General features: G+C 40.5%; 25 protein-coding genes, 2 pseudogenes and 1 riboswitch. All 27 genes and pseudogenes read right to left on the reverse strand.

From position 1 onward, the window contains the following. Positions 1 to 25: 25 nt before the first annotated feature. Positions 26 to 454, reverse strand: a complete 429-nt coding sequence (locus WJP93_RS07000) for a DUF3021 domain-containing protein (RefSeq protein ID WP_262538017.1) — start codon at positions 452 to 454, stop codon at positions 26 to 28. A gap of 14 nt (positions 455 to 468) precedes the next feature. Continuing rightward, positions 469 to 912, reverse strand: a complete 444-nt coding sequence (locus WJP93_RS07005) for a LytTR family DNA-binding domain-containing protein (RefSeq protein WP_337547478.1) — start codon at positions 910 to 912, stop codon at positions 469 to 471. Between the two features lie 21 nt (positions 913 to 933). Continuing rightward, positions 934 to 1845, reverse strand: coding sequence for an ABC transporter permease (locus WJP93_RS07010; protein WP_262538015.1), 912 nt, complete (start codon positions 1843 to 1845; stop codon positions 934 to 936). Beyond that, positions 1842 to 2768 carry an ABC transporter ATP-binding protein gene (locus WJP93_RS07015; RefSeq protein ID WP_066559202.1) on the reverse strand — a complete coding sequence of 309 codons (927 nt, stop codon included), beginning with the start codon at positions 2766 to 2768 and terminating at the stop codon, positions 1842 to 1844. The genes WJP93_RS07010 and WJP93_RS07015 overlap by 4 nt, the downstream gene beginning before the upstream one ends. A 301-nt stretch (positions 2769 to 3069) precedes the next feature. Beyond that, positions 3070 to 4647, reverse strand: a complete 1578-nt coding sequence (locus WJP93_RS07020; protein WP_337547481.1) for a DUF5605 domain-containing protein — start codon at positions 4645 to 4647, stop codon at positions 3070 to 3072. An 86-nt stretch (positions 4648 to 4733) separates the two neighbouring features. After that, a complete protein-coding gene (locus WJP93_RS07025; RefSeq protein WP_337547483.1) occupies positions 4734 to 5894 on the reverse strand; it encodes a hypothetical protein in 1161 nt (386 codons plus the stop codon). A gap of 184 nt (positions 5895 to 6078) precedes the next feature. Further along, positions 6079 to 6549 carry a Fe-S cluster assembly sulfur transfer protein SufU gene (gene sufU, locus WJP93_RS07030; protein ID WP_082868534.1) on the reverse strand — a complete coding sequence of 157 codons (471 nt, stop codon included), beginning with the start codon at positions 6547 to 6549 and terminating at the stop codon, positions 6079 to 6081. Beyond that, positions 6542 to 7780, reverse strand: coding sequence for a SufS family cysteine desulfurase (locus tag WJP93_RS07035; RefSeq protein WP_337547485.1), 1239 nt, complete (start codon positions 7778 to 7780; stop codon positions 6542 to 6544). The genes sufU and WJP93_RS07035 overlap by 8 nt, the downstream gene beginning before the upstream one ends. 1 nt (position 7781) lies before the next feature. Beyond that, complete coding sequence (locus tag WJP93_RS07040) at positions 7782 to 8843, reverse strand: SufD family Fe-S cluster assembly protein (RefSeq protein ID WP_337547501.1); 1062 nt, start codon at positions 8841 to 8843, stop codon at positions 7782 to 7784. A gap of 26 nt (positions 8844 to 8869) precedes the next feature. Next, the gene (sufB, locus tag WJP93_RS07045; protein WP_066559195.1) at positions 8870 to 10279 is read right to left on the reverse strand and encodes a Fe-S cluster assembly protein SufB; all 1410 of its coding nucleotides are present in this window, start codon (positions 10277 to 10279) and stop codon (positions 8870 to 8872) included. A 27-nt stretch (positions 10280 to 10306) separates the two neighbouring features. Further along, positions 10307 to 11047 carry a Fe-S cluster assembly ATPase SufC gene (gene sufC, locus WJP93_RS07050; RefSeq protein WP_066559192.1) on the reverse strand — a complete coding sequence of 247 codons (741 nt, stop codon included), beginning with the start codon at positions 11045 to 11047 and terminating at the stop codon, positions 10307 to 10309. Positions 11048 to 11261: 214 nt separating this feature from the next. Then, positions 11262 to 12806: an ATP-binding cassette domain-containing protein gene (locus WJP93_RS07055; protein ID WP_227101178.1), complete on the reverse strand. Its 1545-nt coding sequence runs from the start codon at positions 12804 to 12806 to the stop codon at positions 11262 to 11264. A 317-nt stretch (positions 12807 to 13123) separates the two neighbouring features. Then, positions 13124 to 14362, reverse strand: a complete 1239-nt coding sequence (locus WJP93_RS07060; protein ID WP_337547488.1) for an MFS transporter — start codon at positions 14360 to 14362, stop codon at positions 13124 to 13126. Positions 14363 to 14701: 339 nt separating this feature from the next. After that, positions 14702 to 15559, reverse strand: a complete 858-nt coding sequence (locus tag WJP93_RS07065; protein ID WP_337547489.1) for a YitT family protein — start codon at positions 15557 to 15559, stop codon at positions 14702 to 14704. Between the two features lie 174 nt (positions 15560 to 15733). Beyond that, positions 15734 to 16076, reverse strand: a pseudogene (locus WJP93_RS07070) (MATE family efflux transporter); the annotation flags it as partial. 66 nt (positions 16077 to 16142) lie between these two features. Beyond that, a complete protein-coding gene (locus WJP93_RS07075; RefSeq protein WP_337547502.1) occupies positions 16143 to 16358 on the reverse strand; it encodes a substrate-binding domain-containing protein in 216 nt (71 codons plus the stop codon). Next, positions 16328 to 16810, reverse strand: a complete 483-nt coding sequence (locus WJP93_RS07080) for a hypothetical protein (protein WP_337547491.1) — start codon at positions 16808 to 16810, stop codon at positions 16328 to 16330. Before WJP93_RS07080 ends, WJP93_RS07075 begins: the two co-directional genes overlap by 31 nt. Before the next feature lie 157 nt (positions 16811 to 16967). Continuing rightward, positions 16968 to 17564 (reverse strand): thiamine phosphate synthase, encoded by a 597-nt coding sequence (locus tag WJP93_RS07085; protein ID WP_337547493.1) that lies wholly within the window; start codon positions 17562 to 17564, stop codon positions 16968 to 16970. Next, positions 17557 to 18816, reverse strand: a complete 1260-nt coding sequence (thiH, locus tag WJP93_RS07090; RefSeq protein ID WP_337547494.1) for a 2-iminoacetate synthase ThiH — start codon at positions 18814 to 18816, stop codon at positions 17557 to 17559. The genes WJP93_RS07085 and thiH overlap by 8 nt, the downstream gene beginning before the upstream one ends. 12 nt (positions 18817 to 18828) lie before the next feature. Then, on the reverse strand, positions 18829 to 19593 hold the full coding sequence (locus WJP93_RS07095; protein ID WP_066561590.1) for a thiazole synthase: 765 nt from the start codon (positions 19591 to 19593) through the stop codon (positions 18829 to 18831). A gap of 40 nt (positions 19594 to 19633) precedes the next feature. After that, positions 19634 to 20287, reverse strand: coding sequence for a sulfur carrier protein ThiS adenylyltransferase ThiF (gene thiF, locus WJP93_RS07100; protein WP_262537993.1), 654 nt, complete (start codon positions 20285 to 20287; stop codon positions 19634 to 19636). A gap of 4 nt (positions 20288 to 20291) precedes the next feature. Continuing rightward, positions 20292 to 20486 (reverse strand): sulfur carrier protein ThiS, encoded by a 195-nt coding sequence (gene thiS, locus WJP93_RS07105; protein WP_118613975.1) that lies wholly within the window; start codon positions 20484 to 20486, stop codon positions 20292 to 20294. A 164-nt stretch (positions 20487 to 20650) separates the two neighbouring features. After that, positions 20651 to 20758: riboswitch (TPP riboswitch) on the reverse strand. Positions 20759 to 20869: 111 nt separating this feature from the next. Beyond that, positions 20870 to 20947: pseudogene (locus tag WJP93_RS07110) on the reverse strand (type II toxin-antitoxin system antitoxin, RelB/DinJ family); the annotation flags it as partial. 151 nt (positions 20948 to 21098) lie between these two features. Further along, a complete protein-coding gene (locus WJP93_RS07115; protein WP_082868632.1) occupies positions 21099 to 21758 on the reverse strand; it encodes an HD domain-containing protein in 660 nt (219 codons plus the stop codon). 180 nt (positions 21759 to 21938) lie between these two features. Next, positions 21939 to 22676: an alpha/beta fold hydrolase gene (locus tag WJP93_RS07120; RefSeq protein ID WP_262537989.1), complete on the reverse strand. Its 738-nt coding sequence runs from the start codon at positions 22674 to 22676 to the stop codon at positions 21939 to 21941. 361 nt (positions 22677 to 23037) lie between these two features. Further along, positions 23038 to 23457 (reverse strand): DUF2179 domain-containing protein, encoded by a 420-nt coding sequence (locus WJP93_RS07125; protein ID WP_337547498.1) that lies wholly within the window; start codon positions 23455 to 23457, stop codon positions 23038 to 23040. 50 nt (positions 23458 to 23507) lie between these two features. After that, complete coding sequence (locus WJP93_RS07130; RefSeq protein WP_337547499.1) at positions 23508 to 25565, reverse strand: ATP-binding protein; 2058 nt, start codon at positions 25563 to 25565, stop codon at positions 23508 to 23510. Positions 25566 to 25710 lie beyond the last annotated feature (145 nt).

Genomic DNA, 25710 nt, shown 5'->3' on the forward strand with positions numbered 1-25710 from the left:
TGATTTACTATATTTTTTCGATTTATCATGATTCGTTGTCATTACGCTTTTTCAAACGCTGGTTAAGCTTTTGTGCCTCTCGATTTCCCTTCGTCCACGAATACAGGGAAATAATGAAAAAGATAATGGCAACGGATAATGCCATCATAGCAACCTGCAGTGGCTCATGAATATCAAACCAGCCAAACAAGCTGCCACCACCAAGCACAATCCCATTCATAATCAGATAGTGAATGGCAATGCGAATCACAAACTCTTTTCTTGTCATGCTGCGATCCCAAGGATAAATCAGAGAAGAAAGTGCTCCTAAAAATGACAATAATGGAATCTGCCACAAAAGAGAGGCTGGAACCGTGTCATAGTCTCCGTTTAATACTGTCATAGCAACCGCCGCAAACAGCGACCACGCTGTAATTTCATAAAATTTATTCAAAACGAACTCGAATTTTGTCATGTTCCTTCTCCCTTCTAATTTTTTAGTCCTAATCGAACCTTTAAAAGTGAAACGTATTGTCTGGATATTACGACATGCTCTTTGTTTGTCATGCAGGCATCCATGCGTCCTTGAAACATTGGACTAAAATGATCGACCTTTGATAAATTTACGATGACTGATTTTGAGACTCTGAAAAAATCTGCATTTCCATACTGCTGCTCTAACTCATACAACTTTGAATGAATTTCAAACACTTTTGTATCCAGATAGGCAAACACACGATTGTCAACTGCCTCAAAATAGCAGATATCGCGAAGCTGTACTTGATGCATTTTTTCTCCGTCAAATACCGTCAATTTTTCCTGATCGGATTGGAGTGCCTTAAGAAGTCGACTGATTCTTTCATCTATTCCACGGCATCGGATGATGACTTCCTCTTCCTCCTCTGCCAAACACTCCTGTATTGTTACTTTCATAAATTCCCCTCTCTCAGACCTTTAGCGATCTTTTAATTTTCTTCTTTTTGCGATTGCAGCTGCAATTGCGATGACAACCACTGCCCAAGCAATCAATAGTAAAATCTGTCCCAATATACTGATTGTCTGTGCGCCATTTTTTAGTGTGACACCCATCTGTTCGAAAAATACAGTCTGTACGGTATCTGACATTCCTGCAAAAACTGTTTTAGATGCACTTTGCATACAAAATCTTCGCATCAGAGCAGTTCCATGAATCACTGGAAGAAGTTTTACCACATTTTGAAGCCATTCAGACATGGACGCCACTGGAATGTAAGTACCACCCAAGAAACCTACAAGTGTACCAGCCACAGTCAACATACCACTCCATGCACTTCCTGTGCGTATAAACAATGCTGCCAAATAGCCAATTGCTGAAAATACAAACGTATTTAATGCAATCACACCAACAAGTGATACCAGATCAACAATTCCAAGTACTGGATGTCCTTTTAATGCAAAGAACCCTTCTCCCACTGCCAATGTCGTAAGGCAAATCACCATACCACTAACCCAAGCTGACAAAATATAACCCAGTGACAGATAAAAACGACTTGCTGGTGTCACATAAAATGAACGTAACCGTCCTCTTTCTTCATCCTCTACCATTGCACCAATCGCAGTTAGCGATACTGTTACGCTGTTAATACCCAGAATACCACCCATGATCCACAATTGAACCAGCCACGAGGCATTTTTTGCATTTTCCTCTGCTGTGCCAGTTCCATATTGGTTCAATGCGTCAAGCAAACCCTCTGATGACGACTCTCCAAGAAAGACAACCATAATGGCAAGCAAAATCAGTGCTGATAATATCGAAAAAAAGACAGCACTTTTGTTTCGAAAATAAATTAACAGATTTCTCTTTGTCATTGCTTTGATCTCTCTCATATGTTGCCTCCTTTCAAGCTCTTTCCAGTAACTGCCAGAAACACGTCATCCATGGTACCCTGCTGCAACTCAAAGCCTTCAAGCTGATCTGATAACTGATTTAAAATTGGGATTGCTTCCATGCTGTTTTCTAATACACGGATCTCTGATTTTGCTGTTATCGGTATTGTATCATATATTTTTTCATTATCAGAAGTAAGTGTGTGTTTCTCTTGTTTATAATACAACGTCAGTGTATCCTTTGCGTAGCGCATTTTTAATTCCTGTGGTGTTCCAAACTCACAAAGTTTTCCTTTGTCGATAATGGCGATATGACCTGCCGCTGCTGCCTCTTCCATGTAATGGGTTGTCAGAAAAACCGTCACCTGATCCTCGCACTGAAGTGATTCTACGCTGTTCCAAACTTGCTTTCTCGTAGCCGGATCAAGACCAGTTGTTGGCTCATCCAAGAACAAAACCTCTGGATCGTTTAGCAGTGCTGCCGCAATCTCACATCGCCTCTTTTGTCCACCGGAAAGTTTTGCATAACGCCTCGTGTAGATATCCTCCAAATGAAGCTTTTCGCAAACTGTCTGAATGCGTTCCTTTTGCCATGCACGCTTTGTCTGATACATTGCTGCGCGTACCTGCAAATTTTCCTTAACCGTCAGTCGATCGTCTAACACATTCTCCTGCCAAACCACACCTATTTTCTGACGAATCTCTTCATCATGTACTCCAACCTGCTGTCCTCCAATCCAAATCTCTCCATCTGTCGGAGAAAACAGCGTGCACATCATGCGAATCGTTGTTGATTTTCCAGCTCCATTTACACCGAGAAAACCAAACAATTCCCCTTTTTGCACGGTAAAACTGATGTCATCGACGGCTTTGATTTCAGCGAAGTACTTTTTTAGATTTTTTATGGTGATCTCTGATTGCATATGCGTTCCTCCCTTATATGTTCACGGGCTATCTAAGTTACGAAAGGCTTCGAACGAGGAATCCGGCTTCGAAGCAGACGATTGCCTCAGTAAAGCACAATCGTCGAAACCTCTGCCAAGTTTTTCAAAAGTCTGCTTTGGTTACGGCGTCGCCTGAGTACTGATATCTCATGAATATCATTCACTAATATAAGGATAGCGAAATTAGGAATATACGACAAGCAATTCACGGCAAGATGCGCAAAGGCAGCGGTAAGATGCAAATTGCGCACCTTATCGCTGCCGAAAGGTTTTCTATCTATTATTTAAGGTGTACCTCCGCTCCCTCTCTCCAGATCTGCACGGCCATATACGGCTTTGCTTGAAGTGTTACCTTGAATTTACCTTGGAATCTGCCGCGATCTTCGATTGTCATGTTCCAAGTATCGAGCACGCGCACATGCCAGCTTGACTTATCGTCGAAATGAAACTCACGGAAGGTTGGACGCATAAAGCTGTAATAAATCAAATAATATTCCTTGCAGCCACACTCGGCCTCTCCAGGCGTAATCTCCTGCGGCACAGCACACACCTCATCCCACGTGCGCGAATATGGCATCAGACCAAGACCTGGTGTTTCCTTTAAACGATCTAATAAAAAGCCAAATCGCTTGTGACTCTCGCCATGAAGAATACCGCCATGTGACCACCACAAAATATTTTCCTTATTTAAATAGGTCTCTCCGTGACCTGGATAGCCGCCCCTGCATGCTGCTTCCCAGAATCGGCGAAGCATCTCTTCTCCTGTCAGATTTCCCCATCCATGCTGTATATCACCCTCATAAGCAATTTCGTCAAGCACAACAGGCTTATGATAACGCTCACGGAGTTCATTTGTAATTTCAGAACTCTTATATAAATCAGTGCGCTGTACGCTGCAATGTGTAATCCATGGTCTTGAAAAATCGTACAATGACACACAGTTATGTATAGAACGCATATGATGATATGGATCCTTTTCACACAGAATTGATGCATATCGCTCCCAATCCTGAATTGCTTTATGTGGCATCAGATCATACTCATTTGCCAGTGACCACCATACATTTGCAAAAGCACTAAAGCGAGCAACTGCATAGTTCCAGTAAAGATCGTCCTGCTCTTTTGTCATCTGTGAAAAGCCCCAGCGGTCATACGGATGCATCATAATCAGGTCTGCCTCTATTCCAAGCTCACCAAGACGACGAATACAATTTTCAATATGTTGAAAATGCTTTGGATTAAAGCGTGTGAAATCCCAGTGATTGCCCTCGGTCTTTCCGGTATAATCCCAGAAATTTTCCGGTGTCAGCACACTCGAATCCATAGGGGTACCCTCATATGGGTAGGAGCGCGGCTCACGCAGGTTATAATCATAGTGTTTCGGAAAAATACAGAAACGGATCTTATTAAATGCACTGTTTTTGAGTGTATCAAATGTTTGCTCAATTAATTCATCGCTCTGTAGCTCCCACACATAACAGGTTGTTCCAATTGAATAATATGGCGTGCCATCCTCGTAAGCCATATGATAAGTATTTGCAACGCGCACTGGCCCATGAGCGTTCTCCTTTGGCTTTATAACTGTAAAATGGCCTTCATATTCTTTGCCAAATGTGGTCTGAATCTGATAGGTATACTCTCCCTCAAAGGATGGCATAAAACGAATACGGTAAATGCCATCTCCATCATAAAATCCATCACATGATACGGTCTCATTTATGCTGTGAAATGTTCCCGTCACACGCTGCTCGGTAAACGGATTGCCCTCCTTTGGGCCATCAAGTGCTACCTCATAAATTCCCCATCGGTTGCAGGTGTCCATACCAGACTTCTGCATTTTTTCTTTAAAATTCTCCATTCTACATCTTTTCCTCCTGTTTTTTTTATTTTATGTTCTTAGTAGATTTTCTATATTAAAATACTGACTCTTTATTGGTTTATTTTTCACTTTATCTGACTTAATCTCGTGATCTCTGTCGTCAGCATTTCAATTTCTCTCGTATATTTTTCTTTTCTTTCCGTAAGCAAGCCAATTTTTTCAAAACTTCCCATGGTATCCGCATCTTCGATCTTTAAAAAGCCTTTTGCCACTGCATCTGGAAGCACAAACTTCTTTGTACCGGCTGAAAATTCCACGGTGAGATATTTGCCACTTTGCTCTGCTACTGTTCCTGCCCCATAGCGAATGTTTTTTACGGTCATGCCAGTAAGATCTGGCAGTGAATTTTCTTTTAACTGAGCGTCCACCTGCTCAATCTGTTCCTTTGCCTCATCACGCTGTGATGCTAGTTCCTGTATCCGAATTTGTCTGTCCTGCTTTTTCTGCTCGATGCTGCTTAATTTTGTTTTTTTACGAACTGGAATATCGCCATACAAATTATAGGCATGCGCGCAATAAATGATATCATACGCATAGATATTGTAGCGGCCAGCAACCTCTGTGATTGAGTTTGTTTCATTCTCATCGACATTTGCTTCGGCTTGCAGTTTATCCTCTAAAAGCGCACACAGTTTCTCATTCTTCTTAATTTCTTCTGCCAGTTCTCTGCACATTCGATAATACACATCAAGTCTAAACGTCTGACCGCTTCCGATATCTTCCCCAAATTCACAGCCATTTGCAAAGGCTCTTGCCTCAGTTGATTTAAACATGAAATTGTCATCTGGAGAAATAAAACTCAAATACATAATAACAGATCTTCTATCCTGATCATACTTCCATTTGCCAGGTGCAGCATTCTGTAACTTTTCATTAATTGCTGCAGCAAATGTATCAATCCGATCCTGTCTCGCTCTGATATCACCACCATCTGGTGCGAGCAGTTTTCTAAATTCTTCCCGTACTTCCTCTTCTGTTTTCTTATCTTGCTTACACAGAAAAACAATTCCGTTTGCCGGCTGCACAATACTGTTATTTACAATATTAAAGGACTGCTCCATAGCCTGTTTAAACATCTCACCAAATTCATCGGCTTCAAGATTCCAATGCTTCTGAAAATGATTTACCGCTCTCCACTTATAAAGCTCATCGTGTTCCGCATCTGTCAATACATTGTAGCTTTCAATGTAATTATGAAACAATTTAGCTAAGTTTGCCTGATTCATTTTGGTACCTCCATTTTATTTTTCCTTGTACAATTAGTTGCTGATTTTATTATAAACAGGCAGGGCGCAAGCTGCAATGTATTTTTTTTTTAAACATGAGGAGTTTTTTATTTTAAAATCACAAAAGCCTTACTGATCTCAATTTAAGGAAACCAGTAAGACTCTTTAAGCAAAACTTTTCTTATTACCCTTCCGGGTTGCAGTGACTGCACTCCCCATGTCCGCTGCACTTATCACATTTAAGCATCTCTTCCATGGTATGCCATCCGAGCACTGCACACTTTACACGTGCCGGCATATGCGCGATATCCTCAAGCGCAGATGCTTCTTCAAGACTTTCAATTTCTTCTTCTGTAGCTGTTCCCTTGATCATCTTTAAGAAGTTATCTGCCAATTTCTCGGCATCCTCTACCTTCTGTCCGATAATCAGATCGAGCATCATATCAGCAGATGCCTGAGAAACTGCACAGCCCTCGCCTACGAAGGAGCCATCTACGATCACGCCATCTTCAACCTTGAGCTTCAGCCAAATATGATCACCACATGTTGGATTTAAGCCTTCCATCACCATGTTTGCATCGTCTAAATCATGCTTGTGACCCGGATGCATGTTGTGATCTATTAAAATTTCATTATAAAAGGTTTTGTTAGTCAACGTAACCCATCCTCCTTCTTACCTGAGCGAGGCTCTCTGCTAAAGCATCAACCTCTTCCATTGTATTATAAAATGCAAAGCTTGCACGTGTGGTTGCTGACGTATTTAAATGCTGCAGAAGCGGCTGCGCACAGTGATGACCTGCACGTACTGCGATGTGATCCATATCAAGAATAGATGCAACATCATGCGGATGCACATTGTCAACAAGGAATGTCACAATGCTGTGATGCTCACTTGGATCCTGTGAACCAAGAATGTGCACGCCAGGAATTGCCATAAGGCGCTTTACTGCATACTGCGTTAACTCTGCCTCACGTCTTTCAATAGTATCAAATCCAATCTCTTTTAAGTAGCGGATCGCTGCCATAAGTCCAACTGCACCTGCTGCATTAACAGTACCTGCCTCAAACTTATGCGGAACTGGTGCATACACGGCACCCTCTCTTGTGACAGTATCAATCATCTCTCCGCCAAATAAAAATGGCGGCATTGATTCCAACAGTTCTTTCTTTCCGTACAGCGCACCAATACCCATTGGTCCCATCATCTTATGACCGGAAAATGCCAGAAAATCAACATCAAGTGCTTTGACATCGACCTCAATATGAGGAACGCTCTGTGCACCATCTGCTACAATCAGACAGCCCTTTCTATGACAGATCTCTGCAAATGATTTAATATCATTTTTCCATCCCAGTACATTTGAAATCTGAGTCACGGCGAAAATCTTTGTTTTATCAGTAACAGCAGCCTCTACCATCTCTGCGGTAATCTTTCCATCCTGTGTGCAGTCAAGATAACGAAGTGTTGCACCAGTACGCTTTGCTGCCTGCTGCCATACAAGCAGATTGCTGTGATGTTCCATAATGCTGACAAGAACCTCATCGCCAGGACGAAGCACAAGATTTCCTAAACTGTATGCAATCAAATTCAGACTCTCTGATGCATTTCTGGTAAAAACAATCTCATCTGTATTTGCATGAAGAAGCTCTGCAACAGCTGCTCTAGCCTCCTCATAATGCTCTGTAGCAAACTCGGCCAGCTCATAAACACCACGAAATGGGTTAGCATTATATTTTTCATAAAATGCTGCTTCTGCCTGAATGACACATGATGGCTTTTGCGTGGTCGCTGCGTTATCAAGATAAATCAGCTCTGGATACTGTGCAAACAGTGGATATTCCTGGCGAAAGCGTGCATCTTCTGCCTTTCTTTCTTCTGTCGTCATTTTACTGCTCCTCTCCAACCGGCTCCTCGCCATCTAACAGTTCATTAAGCTCTGCGCGAAGACCTTCAACTGGAATCTTCTTGCAGACAGCCTTTAATCTTGCCTTTGCCATTAGCTCATATGCAGCCTCTTCACTGATTCCTCTTGATTCCAGATAGAAAATCAGCTCATCGTCAAGGCTTCCGATGGATGCACCATGATTTCCTTCTACATCCTCCTCTGCACAAAGAATCAACGGGATTGTCTGGTTCTGAACACCATCATCAAGAAGAAGTACATCCTCTAACTCATCACCCTTTGCGCCTTTTGCACCCTTCTTAAAGTCAATGGTACCGCGAAACAGCTTCTTTGCATGGTCGCGAAGCACACCATTTGCTGTCATGCTGCTCGTTGTCTTCTTGCCTTCATGAACGGCATTGTAATTCATATCAAGACAATTTTCACCTGTCACCTGATAGCCTATTGCTGCTGTAAAATCAGATTCTTTTCCGGCAAGTGTTGTCTCTGCACCCATATAGACATTTTTTCCACCGATAACTAACTGTACAAGTTCAACTCCTGCACCATCTTCGCAGTAGGCACCGATATCATTCATGCAATCAAAGCCTTCTCCAAGACGTTCAATCTGAATCAGCTTTAACTTTGCATTCTTCTCTGCGTGAATCTTTGTCTGAATTGCTGCAGTACCAGTTCCCTCGTTGCTGTGGTAATCCATTACAACTGTCATCTCACTGTTTTCTTTCAAATACAGATCAATTCTATTTCCCTTGCGGTCAGTATCCTGATAGCCAAATGAAAGTGTTACTGGAGCTGCCTCCTTTACACCTTCCTCCGCTGTAAAACAGATTGCCTGTGTTCCAGACTCCTGCAGCAGCTTTGTCATATCTTCGCCCATACCTGTACGAATCTGATTAAGCTGTTCCTCTGATGTTTCTGTCTTCATAATTGCATCTGGACATTGAATTGCAACCTGACATAACGCCAGATCTGCTTCCTGCTCAATGCGAGCATCATTCATATGCAGCCATCTCCATGTTCCGGCCGGCAATTTATTTATCTTCATCTCCAAAACGTGTTCACCTCTCTCCATCATCCGATGCTGCCCTTCATCTCTAGGCGAATCAGATTGTTCATCTCCATTGCATACTCAAGCGGCAGTTCCTTTGATACTTCATCTGCAAATCCGCTGACGATCATCGCTCTTGCATCTTCCTCTGAAATACCTCTTGACATCAGATAGAATACAGCCTCATCGCTGATTCGTCCGATTCTTGCCTCATGACCGATATTGGCATCCTTTGTGCGGATATCCATAGCCGGAATTGTATCAGAACGTGAAATATCATCAAGCATCAGTGACTGGCATGAGACAGCTGACTTGCTGTGCTTTGCCTTGCTGTTTACAACAACACTGCTTCTAAAGGTACTTACACCGCCATCCTTTGAAATAGACTTTGTATTTACATAGGAGGACGTATTAGGTGCATTGTGAACTACCTTTGTACCAGTATCCAGGTTCTGACCCTTTCCGGCAAAGGTAATTCCTGTAAATTCAGCGCTTGCACCCTCACCGTTTAAGATGCTCATCGGGTACAAATAAGATACATGAGAACCAAATGAACCAGATACCCACTCAATCTTTCCGCCTTCTTCAACTTTTGCACGCTTTGTATTTAAGTTGTACATGTTCTTGGACCAGTTCTCGATAGTGGAATAGCGAAGTGTCGCATTCTTTCCAACAAACAGCTCCACGCAGCCTGCATGAAGGTTAGCTACGTTGTACTTTGGTGCAGAACATCCCTCAATAAAGTGCAGATATGCACCCTCATCAACGATGATAAGTGTATGCTCAAACTGACCTGCACCTGGTGCATTCAGTCTGAAATAAGACTGTAACGGAATAGTAACTGATACACCCTTTGGAACATAGACAAAGGAACCGCCAGACCATACAGCACCATGAAGTGCGGCAAATTTATGATCAGTCGGCGGAACAAGCTTCATAAAGTGCTTGTGTACCATATCTGCATACTCGCCATTTAATGCGCTCTCCATATCAGTATAGATAACTCCCTGTGCTGCTACCTCTTCCTTTACATTGTGATAAACAAGCTCGGAGTCGTACTGAGCACCAACACCAGCCAGAGACTCACGCTCTGCCTTCGGGATACCAAGCTTTTCAAAAGTATCCTTAATCTCTTCCGGAACTTCTGACCACTTTGCTGCCATATGAGTGTTTGGACGAACATAAGTTACAATGTTATCCATATCAAGTCCCTCAATGGATGGACCCCATTCATCCGGCATCGTACTATTATTGAAAATCTCAAGAGATTTCATACGAAATTCTTTCATCCACTCTGGATCATGCTTCTCGCTTGAAATCTGCTCTACAATTTCAGGATTCAAACCTTCCTTTACTTTATAAGCATCTTTGTCTTCATTTCTAAAGTCATACATGCTTCTATCGACATCTTCTACATAAGTCTTTTCTTTCATAATCGCTTTGCGTCTCCTTCTATCCTATTACAGAAAACGCTCAAAACCGTTTTCGTTGATCTCGTCTACTAAAGATCCATCTCCTGATGCCACAATACGTCCATCTACAAGAACGTGAGTAGCATCTACGTGAAGAGACTCTAAGATTCTTGTGCTGTGTGTGATAATTAAAAGACCGCCGTGAATGCTCTTTTGATACTCTTCTACACCGCTTGATACAGTTCTTACTGCATCAACATCCAAACCAGAGTCTGTCTCATCAAGAATTGCAAAAGATGGCTTTAACATTAACATCTGTAAAATCTCAGCCTTCTTTTTCTCACCACCTGAAAAACCTACATTTAAATCTCTCTCTGCATAGGACGGATCCATCTGAAGAACCTTCATCATTTCCTCAAGCTCCTTCTTATATGCAAAGAAACGGATTCTCTTTCCAGTGCGCTGTTCTACGCCGCTGCGGATAAAGTTTGTTAAAGATACACCTGGAATCTCAATCGGATTCTGGAAAGATAAGAACATTCCATCTTTTGCTCTCTTATCCGGTGTTTCTTCAGAAATATCCTTACCCTCAAACAGGATCTTTCCTCCAGTAATCTGATACTTAGGATTTCCCATAAGTGCATAACCAAGTGTAGACTTTCCAGCTCCGTTTGGTCCCATCAAAACATGGGTTTCTCCTTTTTTAATCTGCAGATCAATTCCGTGCAGAATCTCTTTATCCTCTACGCGAACTGATAATCCTTCTATCTGTAATAATGGTGCTGACATCGCAGTGCCTCCTCAAAATAATAATAATGAATATTATGGCGAACCAATAAACTTTTAAAACCTATTCAAACCTATTTCCTACGGTTTTTATAGGTTGATACTGGCTTATTATACAACATTGTTAAAAAAAAGGCAAGCACAGAAGTGCCTACCTTTTTTGTTTTTTGCTTATTTTTCCTTATTTTGCACTGTTTTTCCGGGTTTATCCTTCGCTTTACAGGTTTGTTTCCACTAACCCGTGTGCTTCGAGGCGATAAACCTTCTCGCACACCTCTATGATGTATTTTCGGTCATGGGAAATGCTGATGATCGCCCCTGGAAATGCGGCAAGCATCTGACGGATGACAGGACCGGACAATGGCGAAAAGTTTCTTGTCGGCTCATCAAGAATTAGGACATTTGCATTTGACAAACTCATCTTTAAAAGAAGAACCTTTGCCTTCTGTCCACCAGACAATTCCCGGATAGGATGATCCATCTCATCTGCCGTATATTTGAGTGCGCCAAGATACGTGCGAATCCGCGTCATCTCCTCCTTGTCGCCAGTTGTGTTTAAATATTCAACTGGCGTGAGCGACAGGTCAAGCTGATCTTCGTAATTTTGCGGCATATATTCAGCACGAATGTCCGATCGTTCCATAAGGTCTTTTGCAATCTTTTTTAGAAGTGTTGTTTTTCCGACTCCATTCTTTCCAATGATGCAAATCTTCTCGCTGCCGCGAATGCGAAGCGAAATATGCTCTGCCAACACACGGCCGCCATCCGGCGAGGTCAGCTGATCAAGCGAATAGTCAAGTACCGTTTTTCCCGCCGGAATTTGCGAGTCCTTCGTTCCAAGCTCAAAGTAGATCGCGGTCTCCTCCTCTGGCATGGCGGTCATGTTCTCGTCCTCCCGCTCAAAACGGCGTCCCATTGACTTGACAGCGTGCATCTTTTTCTTTAGGAGACGTCCACCGGACGGATTTTGACGCGTAATTACCGCTTGTGCATGTTCGACGCTCTGATATATTCTTTGGAATTTCTCATCACGGATTTGCTTCTGGCGGCGCTCATCTGCCGCCTGGCGTGCCTGATTCTCCATCTGGCTGCTGCGATTTTTGAGATATTCTGTGTAGCTTGTGTTTGCGATGCAAAAGCGGCTCTTTGTCTTGCGGCGAATCTGCTCGATATGAATAATCTTATTCGCCGTGCGTTCAATTAAGGTTTCATCATGCGAAATATAGATGACGATCTTGTCCCACGATAAAATCAGCTCTTCAAGTGTCTCTAATGTCTCAATGTCAATGTCGTTTGATGGCTCATCGAGCAACAGGACAGTTGGTTCTGCGAAAAGGATTCGCATCAGCTGTGCCTTTACCTTCTCTCCACCAGAAAGCGTGCTCATTTGCTGCTCCCTGTAAAAAAAGTCAGGAGCGATGTGAAATTTTGCCGCAGTCTGGTTCAGTTCCTTCGGTGTCTGATTCCAGAAACTTTCTTGTTCCGAAAAAAATTCATAGACGCTTTTTTGCTGGTCTTCTTTGGGCAATTCCTGCGCAAGATACCCGAGTACTTCTCCTGATATAAGGCGCTCCCCCTCTGCCTCACAGTATTCCTCGACCATTAACGGATCATACAGCCATTTTAGAAGAGTTGATTTTCCATTTCCCTCCTCGCCAATGATTACAGCTTTGTCGCCATTATTGAATACGCAGGAAAAGTCACTTAAAATTTCTCGCAAATCCTTTTTGTGTGTCAGTGTTAAATTTTTTATTTGCAGCATATACGTTGTACCTGTGCCTTTCTTGCACACCGAAACAGTCGTTGATTTTTCGCGAATCTTCTTCTAAAATATGCACTGCCGAAAGCCATTGGGCATAAAAATAGAGAGAATGATTCCCGATAAACTGATTCGGCATACACAAACAAGACCTTTACGGTCTTACCATTTTGTTACTCCAAATCAACTTATCGAATAATCATTCCCTCACCGTACATGCATTTCCTATTTCAGGGTATTACATGCCTTTCTTTTTTCTGTTTTTCAGTATAGCAGACTTTTCAGGATTGTCAACCTAAAAAATTGTGCAGTCCGGAAGTTCAACAAACGCATAACATACAAACAATTAGAAGCACTCCGACTCCGAGAAAGCACCACCCAATTCCTGCCGCAGTCAGCGCTGCCGACGCAAATAGTGCCAATATCTCGATGATGCTGACGCCCATATTCAAAACGGATAACGCCGCTGCACGCTGTTCTTTCACGCCAAGCAGATCTACCAGCACATTTTCCTGCTCCATGACAAAATATTCTGGCAGCTTTAAGAGAAGCGGAAGTACAAGCATTAGAGGCAATATGAGGATACGCTTTGAGACAAAGCCGAATGCCAGAAAGCCCACACCACAAAGAATGCCAAATCGACGCGCCCAACTTTTTGAAAAAGATGTTCCAAGTTTTCGGATGATCGGCTCTGCAAGCATCTCTACTGCGGAGTAGCCCAAAATAACAGCAGACATCCATTCTGGTGAAATTCCGCACTCTCCCAATTTTTCAACATAAAAGAAATTGATTAGCAGCCATGATACCTGAAAGATGGAAAGGGCTGACGCAAACAAAAGTGCTCTTGGATGTTTCATGACGGAAAGTAGTTGCTTAATTGAGTGCTCTCCCTGTTTTGCTGTTTCTTCTATTTTGACTGTTTCTTCTATATTAAATGCGTATGTTTCCTTCTTGGCGAAGTTCTTGTTTTCTGCTTCGTTTTCTTTTGCATAGCAGGTCTGTTTATTTTTTGATGGCTCTGGTTTTAGCTTTATGGAAAAGATTGCCGCAGCTGTGCCTGCTGCCATCGTAGAAAGAAGAAGTCCTTCTATGCCACACTGATGATAGATAATTACATAGCTGAGTGTACTGATCAAAAAGCCTGCTGTACCACAATTGGACGCATGTGCTGTTTTGGAAAGATAGGCTTCGTTACCGTACACCTCATACAAATAGGCACTGTCTGTACCAGAAGAAAAGCAATAAGATAGTCCTTCAACTGCTGCTTCTATTGCAAACAATACTGGATTTTTGCAAAGAAAGCTGACAAATAAAAGGCTTCGTGCCAGAAGGAGCAGACTCTGTGAAAGCACAAGGGAGCGCTTATATCCGATTCGATCTGTCAAAAAGCCGGTTGGAATCTCGCCCAGAAAAGTGATTGCAGAAAGAAGCGCCTGCAACAAAAAGAACATGCTCTGTGATACACCTGCCTGTGTGCGCACTAGAAGAGACACGGGTGCAAAAAAGACAAGTCCATTGAAAAAAGATACCGCATCGTAGCTGTCCATTAAGCTTGACATATGAATTCCCCGCTTGCTACTTTTAATACTCTTAATTTTATCTAATTTTTTATTCAATTTTGATTTTTTCATTCTAATATTAACTCTCCTGTTATCGAACGTATTGTACATTTTGGATTAATTTTTTGTACGCAAAAAAGGCGCCACGAGAAACCCAGAGCGTTTGCCCTAGGTTTATGACGCTTTTATTTGGTTGCCGTTTGATAACAGTTAATGCGGCATGATTCTTCTCCTTGTTTTTTCATTTAGTGTTTGAAAACCATGGGGGACAGATATAGTGCCACTGTACCCGTCCCCATGGCTTTAAGTGCCACTGTACCTGTCCCCGTGGCTAGTTCATCAGTTCAATCCACGGAAGCCCTTTCCGATGATTTCACTTGAATTTACAATGGCAATAAATGCGCCTGGCTGATAGCGCTTTACAAAGTTTCTAAGCTGAACTGCCTGTCCACGCTTCATAACTGACATAATAATCATCTTCTGATTATGCGTGAATGCGCCATGTGCTTTATAAACGGTTGCACTACGCTTAAGATCCCGGTAAATAAATTCACAAATCGGATCTGGATCATCGCATACAATCAAAAATACCTTACAGCGATTAATACTCTCAATTACGTTATCAATGACAAGTGACTTTGCCAAAAGACCTGTCAGTGAGAACAGACCTGTCTGAATATCAAATACAAAGCAAGATGATATAACAATAACGCAATCCACTAAAAATAGTGCTGTGCCAATTGGCACGCTTGTATATTTCTTTAAGATCATTGCAATGATATCTGTGCCACCGCCAGATGCGCCAATATTGAATAAAATGGCTGCACTAAGCGCCGGAAGAAAGATTGCAAAAATCAGTTCCAGCACTGGCTCTGTCGTCAATGGTGCACTCATAGGAAACAACTTTTCAAGTGCTGACAATCCTACTGATGTTAATACACTGACATAGACTGTCTTGGCACCAAAACTTTTTCCTAAGAATAAAAAGCCTAACACCAGAAGCGCCATATTGATGATAAATGTGTAGGAACTTGCTGATGCTTTGCTCATTGCTGAAAGCACAACAGCAATACCAGTTACTCCTCCAAATGAAAAATTATTTGGAAACTTAAAAAAATACACGCCAACTACTAAAAGCAGTGTCGCCACTGTGATCACGCCATATTCAAATGCCGTTCTCGCAAGCTTCGCCTTCATTTTAAAACTCCCCTATTCTCTTTTGTTATCATTTTTCTCTGCCTGCTATTATAGCATAGGAATTTTGTTTGTCAATTGAAAGCAGCCTGATTTGCAGCTTTATAAAACCAGCGAAGCTGTTTTTCCAGATCACATTGATTGTAAGACTACCTGGCACCAAAACTGATCTGGTGACTATGATAAACTGATCATCCATTTACGCTTTTTAAATATAATCAGTGATACAACTAGCCTGAATATTTCTTCTGTGGTGAGCAGCGTGTATACACCTACGATTCCCCAATTAAAAACATACGCTGCAAGCAGACACAGAGGTATTCCAATGCACCATGTACCAACAATATCAATCACCATGATAATTTTTGTATTGCCGCCGCTTCTGATAATTCCTCCTCCAAGAATCATATTTTCAACCTTAACAGGTGCATATAAAGCAAATATAATCTACACGATAAAAACCGGTATAGACTCCTGAAAAAATAATAAGCAATGACGATACGGCTATTGCACCGGCTAAACTGCAGCATACTTTGCAATGTAACAGGAATCGCTATTTTACATAATGATTTCATGAACTTTGACATTATAGCACCCCCGTACTTTCTCTTTTTACAAGTTCAACCGGAAGCACAATTTCAGTCTCACAATTTAATCCATCTCGCATAGCTTCAAGACAATTAATTGCAGTTTTTGCCCTTAAAGATGCATCCTGATGAATCGTCGTAAGCAGAGGATTGCTTTCCCTGCTTGCTGTGTTATCATCAAATCCTATAATCTGGATATTCTTTGGGATTTGTATTCCTTGCGTTCCTTATCCATACAAATAAAGTTATCTGCTATACATAATGCTTTTTTATGACCAAGTTCCTTGAAATATTTTCCAGCTTGATAACCACCATCATAATGATTTATGACCAGGTTAACTACCTTAGAACATTTCTCAAAGTAGCCATCATACACTACAAATGATATTCTCATCTGATTTCGAAGTTTCTCATAATCTGCTTCGCAAAATCCCATTAAAATCAGTCCATCCATATTCCACATGGAAGCAAACACCGGAATTTCACTGATATCAGCTGTCGTTTTTATCATCAAGAAATATCCTTTTTCATTTACCTCACGTGAAAGAGCATTTAATGATGACATCACAAAACCATCTTCTAAAACTCTGCCCTCATACTTTTCATGGTCATTGACCACTACTCCGATAATTCTTGAATTATTTCTTGCAAGCAAAATACCTGCCATATTCGGTATGTATCCCGATCTTTCAAGTTCTTGCTGAACACGTTTTATTGTTTCATCAGAAATTTTTTCAAAGGTTAAACGCGTAACCCGTAACAAAATCTGCAGCTATTTTTTGTGATATTTTACTGCAGTTGACATGTCATGTTATGAAAGCACTTTATTGCAATGTTTTCGTTGTTTGCATAAATCCAGACATCATGCAGCAACCTGCAGCTCCCGCGTCTATGACAAGATGCAGCCTTTGCAGATTCATTCCGCCTATAGCGTATACCGGAAGCGGACACTTTTGACATATTTCTCTGACAAACTCAACACCCTTGCCTAGAACACCTTTTTTACACTCTGTCTCAAAAATAGTTCCCAGAATAATCTGTGTAGCACCTCCTGCCATTGCAATTTCTACATCTTCCATGCTGTGGCAGGAAATACTGATTTCACAAAAATCTTCTGTTAAAGCTTTCTTTTCTGTCTCTGATAATCCTTTTAGCACAGGAATAGACAGATGAATGTTTTGACATCCTATTTTTCGGGCAATTTCAATCTTAGTATGTAAAAAGAAAGTTATATCTTCTCTCTCGCATAAATCAAAAACTTTTTTTGCCAGACTTTCATAAGCATCATCTGTAAGATCTTTTTCTCTCAGAATCAATGCATGGGGATGCAGCTTTGTTACTTTTTCGAGCTGCTTCAGGAAATCCCCCTGCACAAGATGACGGTTAGTAATTACAATAGTATGTTCGTAGCTGTTACACATAGAGGTAATCATTCAACACAGGCTGCAGACCTTCCTGTTCCATGTCCTGATACATGGATTCAAAAGAGCGGGAATCGTTAATTTCAAACTGCTCGTCTCCTACATCTGCATCTTTTGTTCCTTCATATTTTTCTTCATGATCACCTATACCTGTTGATACTCCTGCTGATACTTTTGTTGCACAAATTTTTGCAATACCATTTCTGAAATCAGCACTTTCACGACTAGATACTGTAATTCCAACAAAAGGAAGGAACATACGATATGCACATAATACTTGGCAGAGTTCTTTTTCGCCTACATCACGTGGATTGATCTTATCATTATTTACAATAGGACGCAGTCTTGGACAGCTTAGAGAAAGCTCTGCATGCGGATATTTACGGTTTATATAATAAACATGAAGCGCAGTCGCCAGTGCATCCTTCCTGAAATCATCAAGCCCCAGAAGGGCAGAAAATCCAGCGCCTCTCATGCCTCCCATCAATGCACGTTCCTGAGAATCAAAACGATACGGCCATACACGCTTATGTCCGAGCAAATGCAGTGTCTCATACTTATCTGTATTATAGGTTTCCTGAAAAACAGTTACATAATCTACGCCGCATTCATGAAGATACTTATACTCATCTACGTTTACCGGATAAATTTCAATTCCGATGTTTTTGAAATATTTCCGAGCAATTTTTACTGCCTCACCAATATATTCCACATCAGAATATTTCCGGCTTTCTCCGGTAAGCAGCAGTATCTCTTCCATTCCAGTTTTGGCTATAACCTGCATTTCATGCTCTATTTCTTGGAAATTTAATTTCTTTCTGCGAATATTGTTATAACAATTGAATCCACAGTAAATGCAGTAATTCTGACAATAATTGGCTATATAAAGTGGTGTAAAAATATAAACAGTGTTTCCAAAATGATTTTTTGTTATCTCTTCTGCTTTTCTTGCCATCTGCTCCAGATACGGTGCTGCAGCAGGTGACAAAAAGGCTTTAAAGTCTTCTATTGAACATGTCTCGTGAGAAAGTGCTCTCTCAACATCAGCTGCAGTGTAGGAATTGTAATCATACTCTCCCATGGCTTTTAACACTTTATCTTTAATGTCTGATTCGATTACCTGCATTCCATCCATGTATTTCATATGGTCAGCACGAAAAGAGGGATCCTGCTCCAAACGATGTTTTCTTTCCAATGCGGAAGGCGGCAGTTGATCACTGTCAATAAAATATACCTGATTTTCTTCATTCATGACTGCAACCTCCTACCGTAAAAATCCTGTTAACGGATCTGATGCGCTTCCACCTCTTGCAAGAACTCTTCCCATTCCAGTAAGATATGCTTTTCTGCCAGCCTGAATTGCAAGCTTAAAAGCCTCTGCCATATCAGGTATATTCCCTGCTGTTGCAATTGCCGTATTTGCCATAATTGCTGCTGCTCCCATTTCCATTGCTTCACAAGCCTGAGATGGTTTTCCAATTCCTGCATCCACAATAACTGGCAGATCGATCTCATCAATAAGTACCTGAATCATGGCTTTTGTTGCCAGACCTTTATTGCTTCCAATAGGAGCAGCCAGCGGCATTACAGCAGCAGCTCCGGCGTTTTGCAGATCTCTTGCAACATTTAAATCAGGATTCATATACGGCAGAACTACAAATCCTTCCTTTGCCAAAATTTCTGTTGCTTTTATTGTTTCCTGATTATCTGGGAAAAGATATTTGGCATCTCGCATTATCTCTATCTTTACAAAATCACCACAGCCCATTGCACGGCTCAGTCTCGCAATACGAACTGCCTCCTCTGCATTTCGTGCACCAGAAGTATTTGGAAGCAGTGTGACACCCTTTGGAATATAATCCAAAATATTTTCACTTTCCTTGGTATTTGCACGTCTAAGAGCAAGTGTTATGATTTCTGCACCACCCTGCTCTACTGCTGCGTTAATCAGATTCAAATTATATTTTCCTGATCCCAGAATAAAACGACTTTTGAATTCTTTTCCACCTAATATCAGTTTATCTTCCATGTTTGTCTCCTCATTAAACTTTTATTTTTAAGTTTTTATTTCATGCTTCCATAATAAGCTGTATCACTTTATTGGCTTCATGTGCAGCGCAAGCTGCTACTCTCGGAGCCATAAGACCAATTCCCTCACCTACATCTGTATGCTGATCTCCGCACACATAAAGGTGCCTCATTTTTCTGCTTGTCTGTATTTCATTGATATCTCCATATCCAGCCATTCCATTTCCCGATACAACTGTAGTATTGGGACACTGAGTAAGTACTTCTCTTACCAGCATTGCTTTCTGATCTGGTGCGTCAAAAGCTTCACATACAATTGGATATTGCGAAAACAACTCGTGTACATTTCGCTCTGTTACTTTCACAGAACATGACTGATAATTACTATATGGATTAATCTGATATAATATTTCAGGCAGTGCCTGAGCTTTTGGTTTTCCAATATGTTGAATATAATACATCTGTCTATTCAGATTTGTCACATCTACCACATCATAATCTACAAGTAAAAGCTGACCCACCCCACTTCTTGCAAGCATGACTGCAATATTGGAGCCAAGTCCGCCAAGTCCTGCTATGGCAACCTTTGCATTATGCAGCTTTACCTGCATCTCTTTTGGAAACCTTGCATCAAAAGCTTTATCCAATTCGTCTTTTGAAATAAGTTTCTGCATCTCTTTCTGCATTTCAGTCATTATATCAGCCTCCACCAACAAAACTCAGTACTTCAATGGAATCATTTTCCTGAATCACCACATTTTCTAACTGATCTCGCGGAATGATTTCCAGATTTCGTTCTACCACAATCTTTTCCAGTTGGTATCCAGCATCTTTTAAGTATTCCAAGAGATTAATTCCTGCAAGTGCCTTATCTTCTCCATTTATCCTTACCATATGGCTTATCTCCTTTCTTATATTCGGCACCTTTATTAGCAAATTAAAAACAAAAAAAGCGCCGAATGATACAATACAAGTATCATCCGGCGCCTAGTCTGTTCTGCGAAAAGTGGTGCCCCCAGTTCACAAAAAAACAGAGAGCAAAAAACACACAACATTATTGTGCAAGACATGTATTTCCCTACGTTGGCATTATCCAAATCAGGTTTCAGGTCAAGACTACCAAGTCTACTCTCAGCCCATCTATTTGAGCTCCCTATTTAGTCATATCATATCGCATTTATTTTGTTTTGTAAAGTATTTCTTCTTCTGTATATTCCTCTATTTCTGTCTTTGTCACCTGCTTGATATCCAGAAGGCCATGGGGACAGGTACAGTGGCACTTTAAACGCCGTAGTCAGATTCATGCCAAGTTCAGTAAACAGTGCGTCCGCTTGCGCTTTCAAATCTGCATCCATACAAATACTTATGTTTGTAGCATTTCCAGTAAGAACAATACTTTGCACGAATATTTAACAATAAATTTATTCAAGGAGGTTACCTGCTTTGTAAAAGTATTCCAATTGAAGATGATGATGCCCATGTGACATTTTATATTGCCTCACGAATTTAACACAGCTTACTTCCATTTGCAACCAATTTAAAGCGCCAGCCAAGCACCTCTGCTGCACGTCTGCACATCATCATGCGCTCTAAGAATATGCCAAAGTAATCCATAACCGTACACATCGAATCATCCAGTTCCAAATTCATCTGAATGATTTTCTTTTCTGTCTTAAACTCTAGAGATGAGGACAATGCTGCATAGTTTACGCGGTCATGAATATCAAAATTTGCAATGACTGGGTTTTGTACACGATTTCTTCGCACATCGGTCTTATCAGCAAGAATGAGTGCAGCCGAAACTGGATCTAGAGCTGTTCCTGTCTTCTCATCATGATGACCAATTGCTGTTACGATTGTCAATCGATCTGAAATCGGCATATCCAACTCTTTCAAAATGGAATAGGTCAAAATAGCTCCACTGTGCGCATGATCCTGTCGATTGATACAATTTCCAATATCGTGCATGTAACCTGCAATTTGTGCCAGCTCAATCTGATGTGCGTCTGCTCCAGTGATTTTTAAAATCTCAGCTGCATGCTCTGCCACCTTGATTGCATGTTTCTTCGAATGCTCCGTATAACCAAGTGTCTTTAATACTTGGTTGCCCTGCTCAATCATTGCATTGATTTCTTTATTTTTCTGGATGTCTTTATAGGTAATCATCTTTATTTGTGCCTCTTTTCTGTATTAGCGAACTAGCTAATCTATCATCTAGTATTATTTCTGTTTCTAATACACAATAGCACCAAACTATGTTGCTTTTCTATCCTGTTTGAGTAAAAAAAATGTAAATTTATTCATGCATACAGCAAACTACTAAATCGTGATTTAGTAGTTAAAATTTTATTTCAAATTTTTCTTAATAAACTCTATCGACTGTTCTCTCGCAAACTGACTATCCTTTCCATCAAATCCATGCCCTGCGCTTGGAATTCGAATCAGTTTAACATTGTCATATACTTTTTCTGCGTGCTCGGAATAAGAAATCGGCACGCAATTATCGCTTTCTCCATGAATGATCACCACTGGTCCCTTATATCCTGTGATGACATTGAAAATATCGATATCCTTTGCTACTTTATTGTAATCTGGACTTAACTGCTGTCCAAAACAGGTATTGTCATTTTCTTCAAAACGGCGCTTGGCATCATCTGGAATCACAAATGCAGGATACCACAAAATTAATCCCTTTATTTTTTCTGGAATCTGCGCTGCTACATAAGCACCGACAAATCCTCCCTGACTTTCTCCCTGAATAAATAATTGATCTGAATCTACATTCTCCATCTGCTGCACTTGACTAATTACCTCGGTTAAATCCTCTGCCTCTGTGAGAACTGTCATCTGCGTCATCTTGCCATCACTAAGAGACTTTAATCCACCTCCACAAAAATCAAAAAAAATGCAGTTAATTCCACTTTCTGCAAATCCAGCTCCGTGATGTTCTAGGTCACGGTAATTGGAACCGAATCCGTGAGCAAAAATCACCGTCGGATATTTTTTATCTACGCCTGCAAAGTATGCCTTTCCTGCAATTTTTTGTCCATTTTTCTTCTGAAATGCTAATCTCTCACCCATCATCTGTTTTTACCTTCCCTTCTCGAAAACAAAAATCTTGCTTCCACTATTACTTATAACGTATTCTCAACGGAAACTCTATCTTCCATTTATTTTTTTCTTCATTTTACCATCAGAACTTGAGCTTTACAATACTTGAAAATTTCTACATTCATGAAGCATACCTTTTTACAAAAAAAGATGGCATTCCAAAGTTTTCATGGAGTGCCATCTTGCTGAATCAAACTTATTTATGAATATACATTCTCGTCATCTCATGTATACTGGTCAAGATTTTTTGTAACACTTTGTTCGATAACTACCTATTACCTATAATACGATTATAGTTGTAGTAAACATACTTTATTTTGCACTGTTTTTTGCATCAGTTCAATCCGCGGAAGCCTTTTCCAATGATTTCACTTGAATTTACAATGGCAATAAATGCGCCTGGCTGATAGCGCTTTACAAAGTTTCTAAGCTGAACTGCCTGTCCACGCTTCATAACTGACATAATAATCATCTTCTGATTATGCGTGAATGCGCCATGTGCTTTATAAACGGTTGCACTACGCTTAAGATCCCGGTAAATAAATTCACAAATCGGATCTGGATCATCGCATACAATCAAAAATACCTTACAGCGATTAATACTCTCAATTACGTTATCAATGACAAGTGACTTTGCCAAAAGACCTGTCAGTGAGAACAGACCTGTCTGAATATCAAATACAAAGCAAGATGATATAACAATAACAGTCATAAAAACAACTATCATTTTGTTCAAACAAACTCGATGCTCCATTTCCCCTGTTCTCCCAACTACCAATTCTCGTATTCTTCTTGTCGCTTCACTTATTCTGCATTCAAAATATTATGCAGGACTTTTCTTACCTTTTTCATATCTATCGGCTTTGATATATGTCCATTCATTCCCAAATCCAATGCAAGTTTGCGATCTTCTGCAAATACATTTGCCGTCATCGCAACAATTGGAATTTGAGCTTTCTTATCATTTTCCATCTGCCTTATTTTTACAGTTGCTTCGTAGCCATTTACATTAGGCATCTGAATGTCCATAAGAATTAGATCATAATAGCCTTCTTCTGCCTGATCAAGCATATCAAAACATTCTTGACCGTCAGTGGCAAGCTCCACGAAAAAGCCTTCTTCATGCAATAACTCTATTGCAATTTCAGCATTCAGCTCATTGTCCTCTGCAAGCAAAATCCTCTTGCCTCTGATATCATCCGTATTAGGCTGTTTTTCTTGTTCTTTATATACATCTTCCTTCGATACTGTTTCCAGCGAAATTGTTACCGTAAACTTTGTACCCACTTCTTGACTGCTCTCTGCCTTAATGTTTCCGCCCATTAGCTCAATAAGTGATTTCACAATCGGAAGGCCAAGTCCTGTACCTACGACTTTATTCTCCGTTGATGTATGCTCTCTGGAAAATTCTTCAAATATATGAGGCAGATATTCTTCGCTCATTCCTATTCCTGTATCTTCACAAATAAAACAATATTGTGCCATTTTATCATCTGATGCAATCTCTTTGACTATCACATGAATAGATTTTCCGCTCGGCGTATATTTAACTGCATTACCTACGATATTCAAATAAATTTCCTGAAGCTTTGTTTTGTCACAGATGGCATACTTATGGCAGACATTAGCATCGATTGAATACTGCAGATTCTTTTTTCTTATATCTGATTCAAATACGCTGCTAACATCGTGAAAAATGGCGCTTAAATCTTCTGCCTTTAGTCTTAACGTGGCCGTTCCGCTTTCAATGCGCGCCATCTCCAAAACCTGATTTATAATCGTCATCATAAGCGCACTAGAAGATTGAATTTTTTTCAGATATTCTTTAGCCTTCTCTTCATTTTGAAGATTTTTCTCCAAAAGACCTGAAAATCCAATTATTGCATTCATCGGTGTGCGAATATCATGACTCATATTAAATAAAAATCTTGTCTTAGCTTCATTTGCATTTTTTGCCAGTTTCGCTGATCGCTGCAGCTGCTCTGCATACTGCTTCTCTTGATTGTTTTTACTAAGAACCTGATAAAAAATAGCAGCAATTAACATAGACAAAACCAATATTGTGAGGATAACTGAAAACCAATAAGATATTGTTATCCATCCAGCAGACGGCTCTATATCAAAGTACCATACTTCATTTGGAATATTGCACTCTAGCGTCAGGCAATCTTTTGAAAGCTTTTCTTTATTTTGAGCCAACACAACCTGTTCACCTGTACTGTCATCTTTTGTCCAGATTTTATAATAAAATGAAGCTTCACTCAACTTCTCGAGCTTTAATTCATTTACAAAACGATCCCAGTCAATTACTGTAATCACAAACCCCCAAAATATACTGTCTTCGCCATCAGCTGGCTGATAGACTGGATTGAAAAGCAATGCACCCATTCCGCCCTGCCTCAATTCATAGGGACCGCCAAGTGTATATTCTTTTGTTTCTTTAGCCAAATTAGCGTCAATGCTTCGCTCATGTTCTGTCAGCAAATCAAGTCCAAACGCTTTATCGTTATCCTCTCTGGGATAAATATATGTAATTATCCCATCTGGTGCCAGCTCAAATGCTTTTACTACATCATTTTCATTTGGAATGACACTTGCCAGCTTGGAGAATGTTTCTTCATCTAATTGATAGCCTGCATTAATAATATTTTCCATCAAATCTGAATTCACTACATATCGCTCTAACTGTGCTTTAATTCGCCTTACAGTACTTTGTGCCATATAGGCTGCTCCTGCTTTCTCTTCTTTTTCCATATAGCCAAAGATCATGCATCCAACAAGAAACAAAAGCATAAAAGAAATTAGTCCAACAACACAGCTATATTTTATTATTCTTTTTTTGGCAGTACTGTATTTTTCCATTGCTGTTACTCCCTTTGATTTTATTATACAATTATATCACGTCAGTCACTCGAAACACAAGGTTTTATTGCAAATAAAAAGCCACCAGAGATGATATGCTACCCTCATATAGGACAATGAAATATAAAAGTCCTATATGGGGGTA

Origin of the sequence: Anthropogastromicrobium sp., assembly GCF_037349415.1 — a bacterium.
Classification (GTDB): Bacteria; Bacillota; Clostridia; order Lachnospirales; family Lachnospiraceae; genus Anthropogastromicrobium; species Anthropogastromicrobium aceti.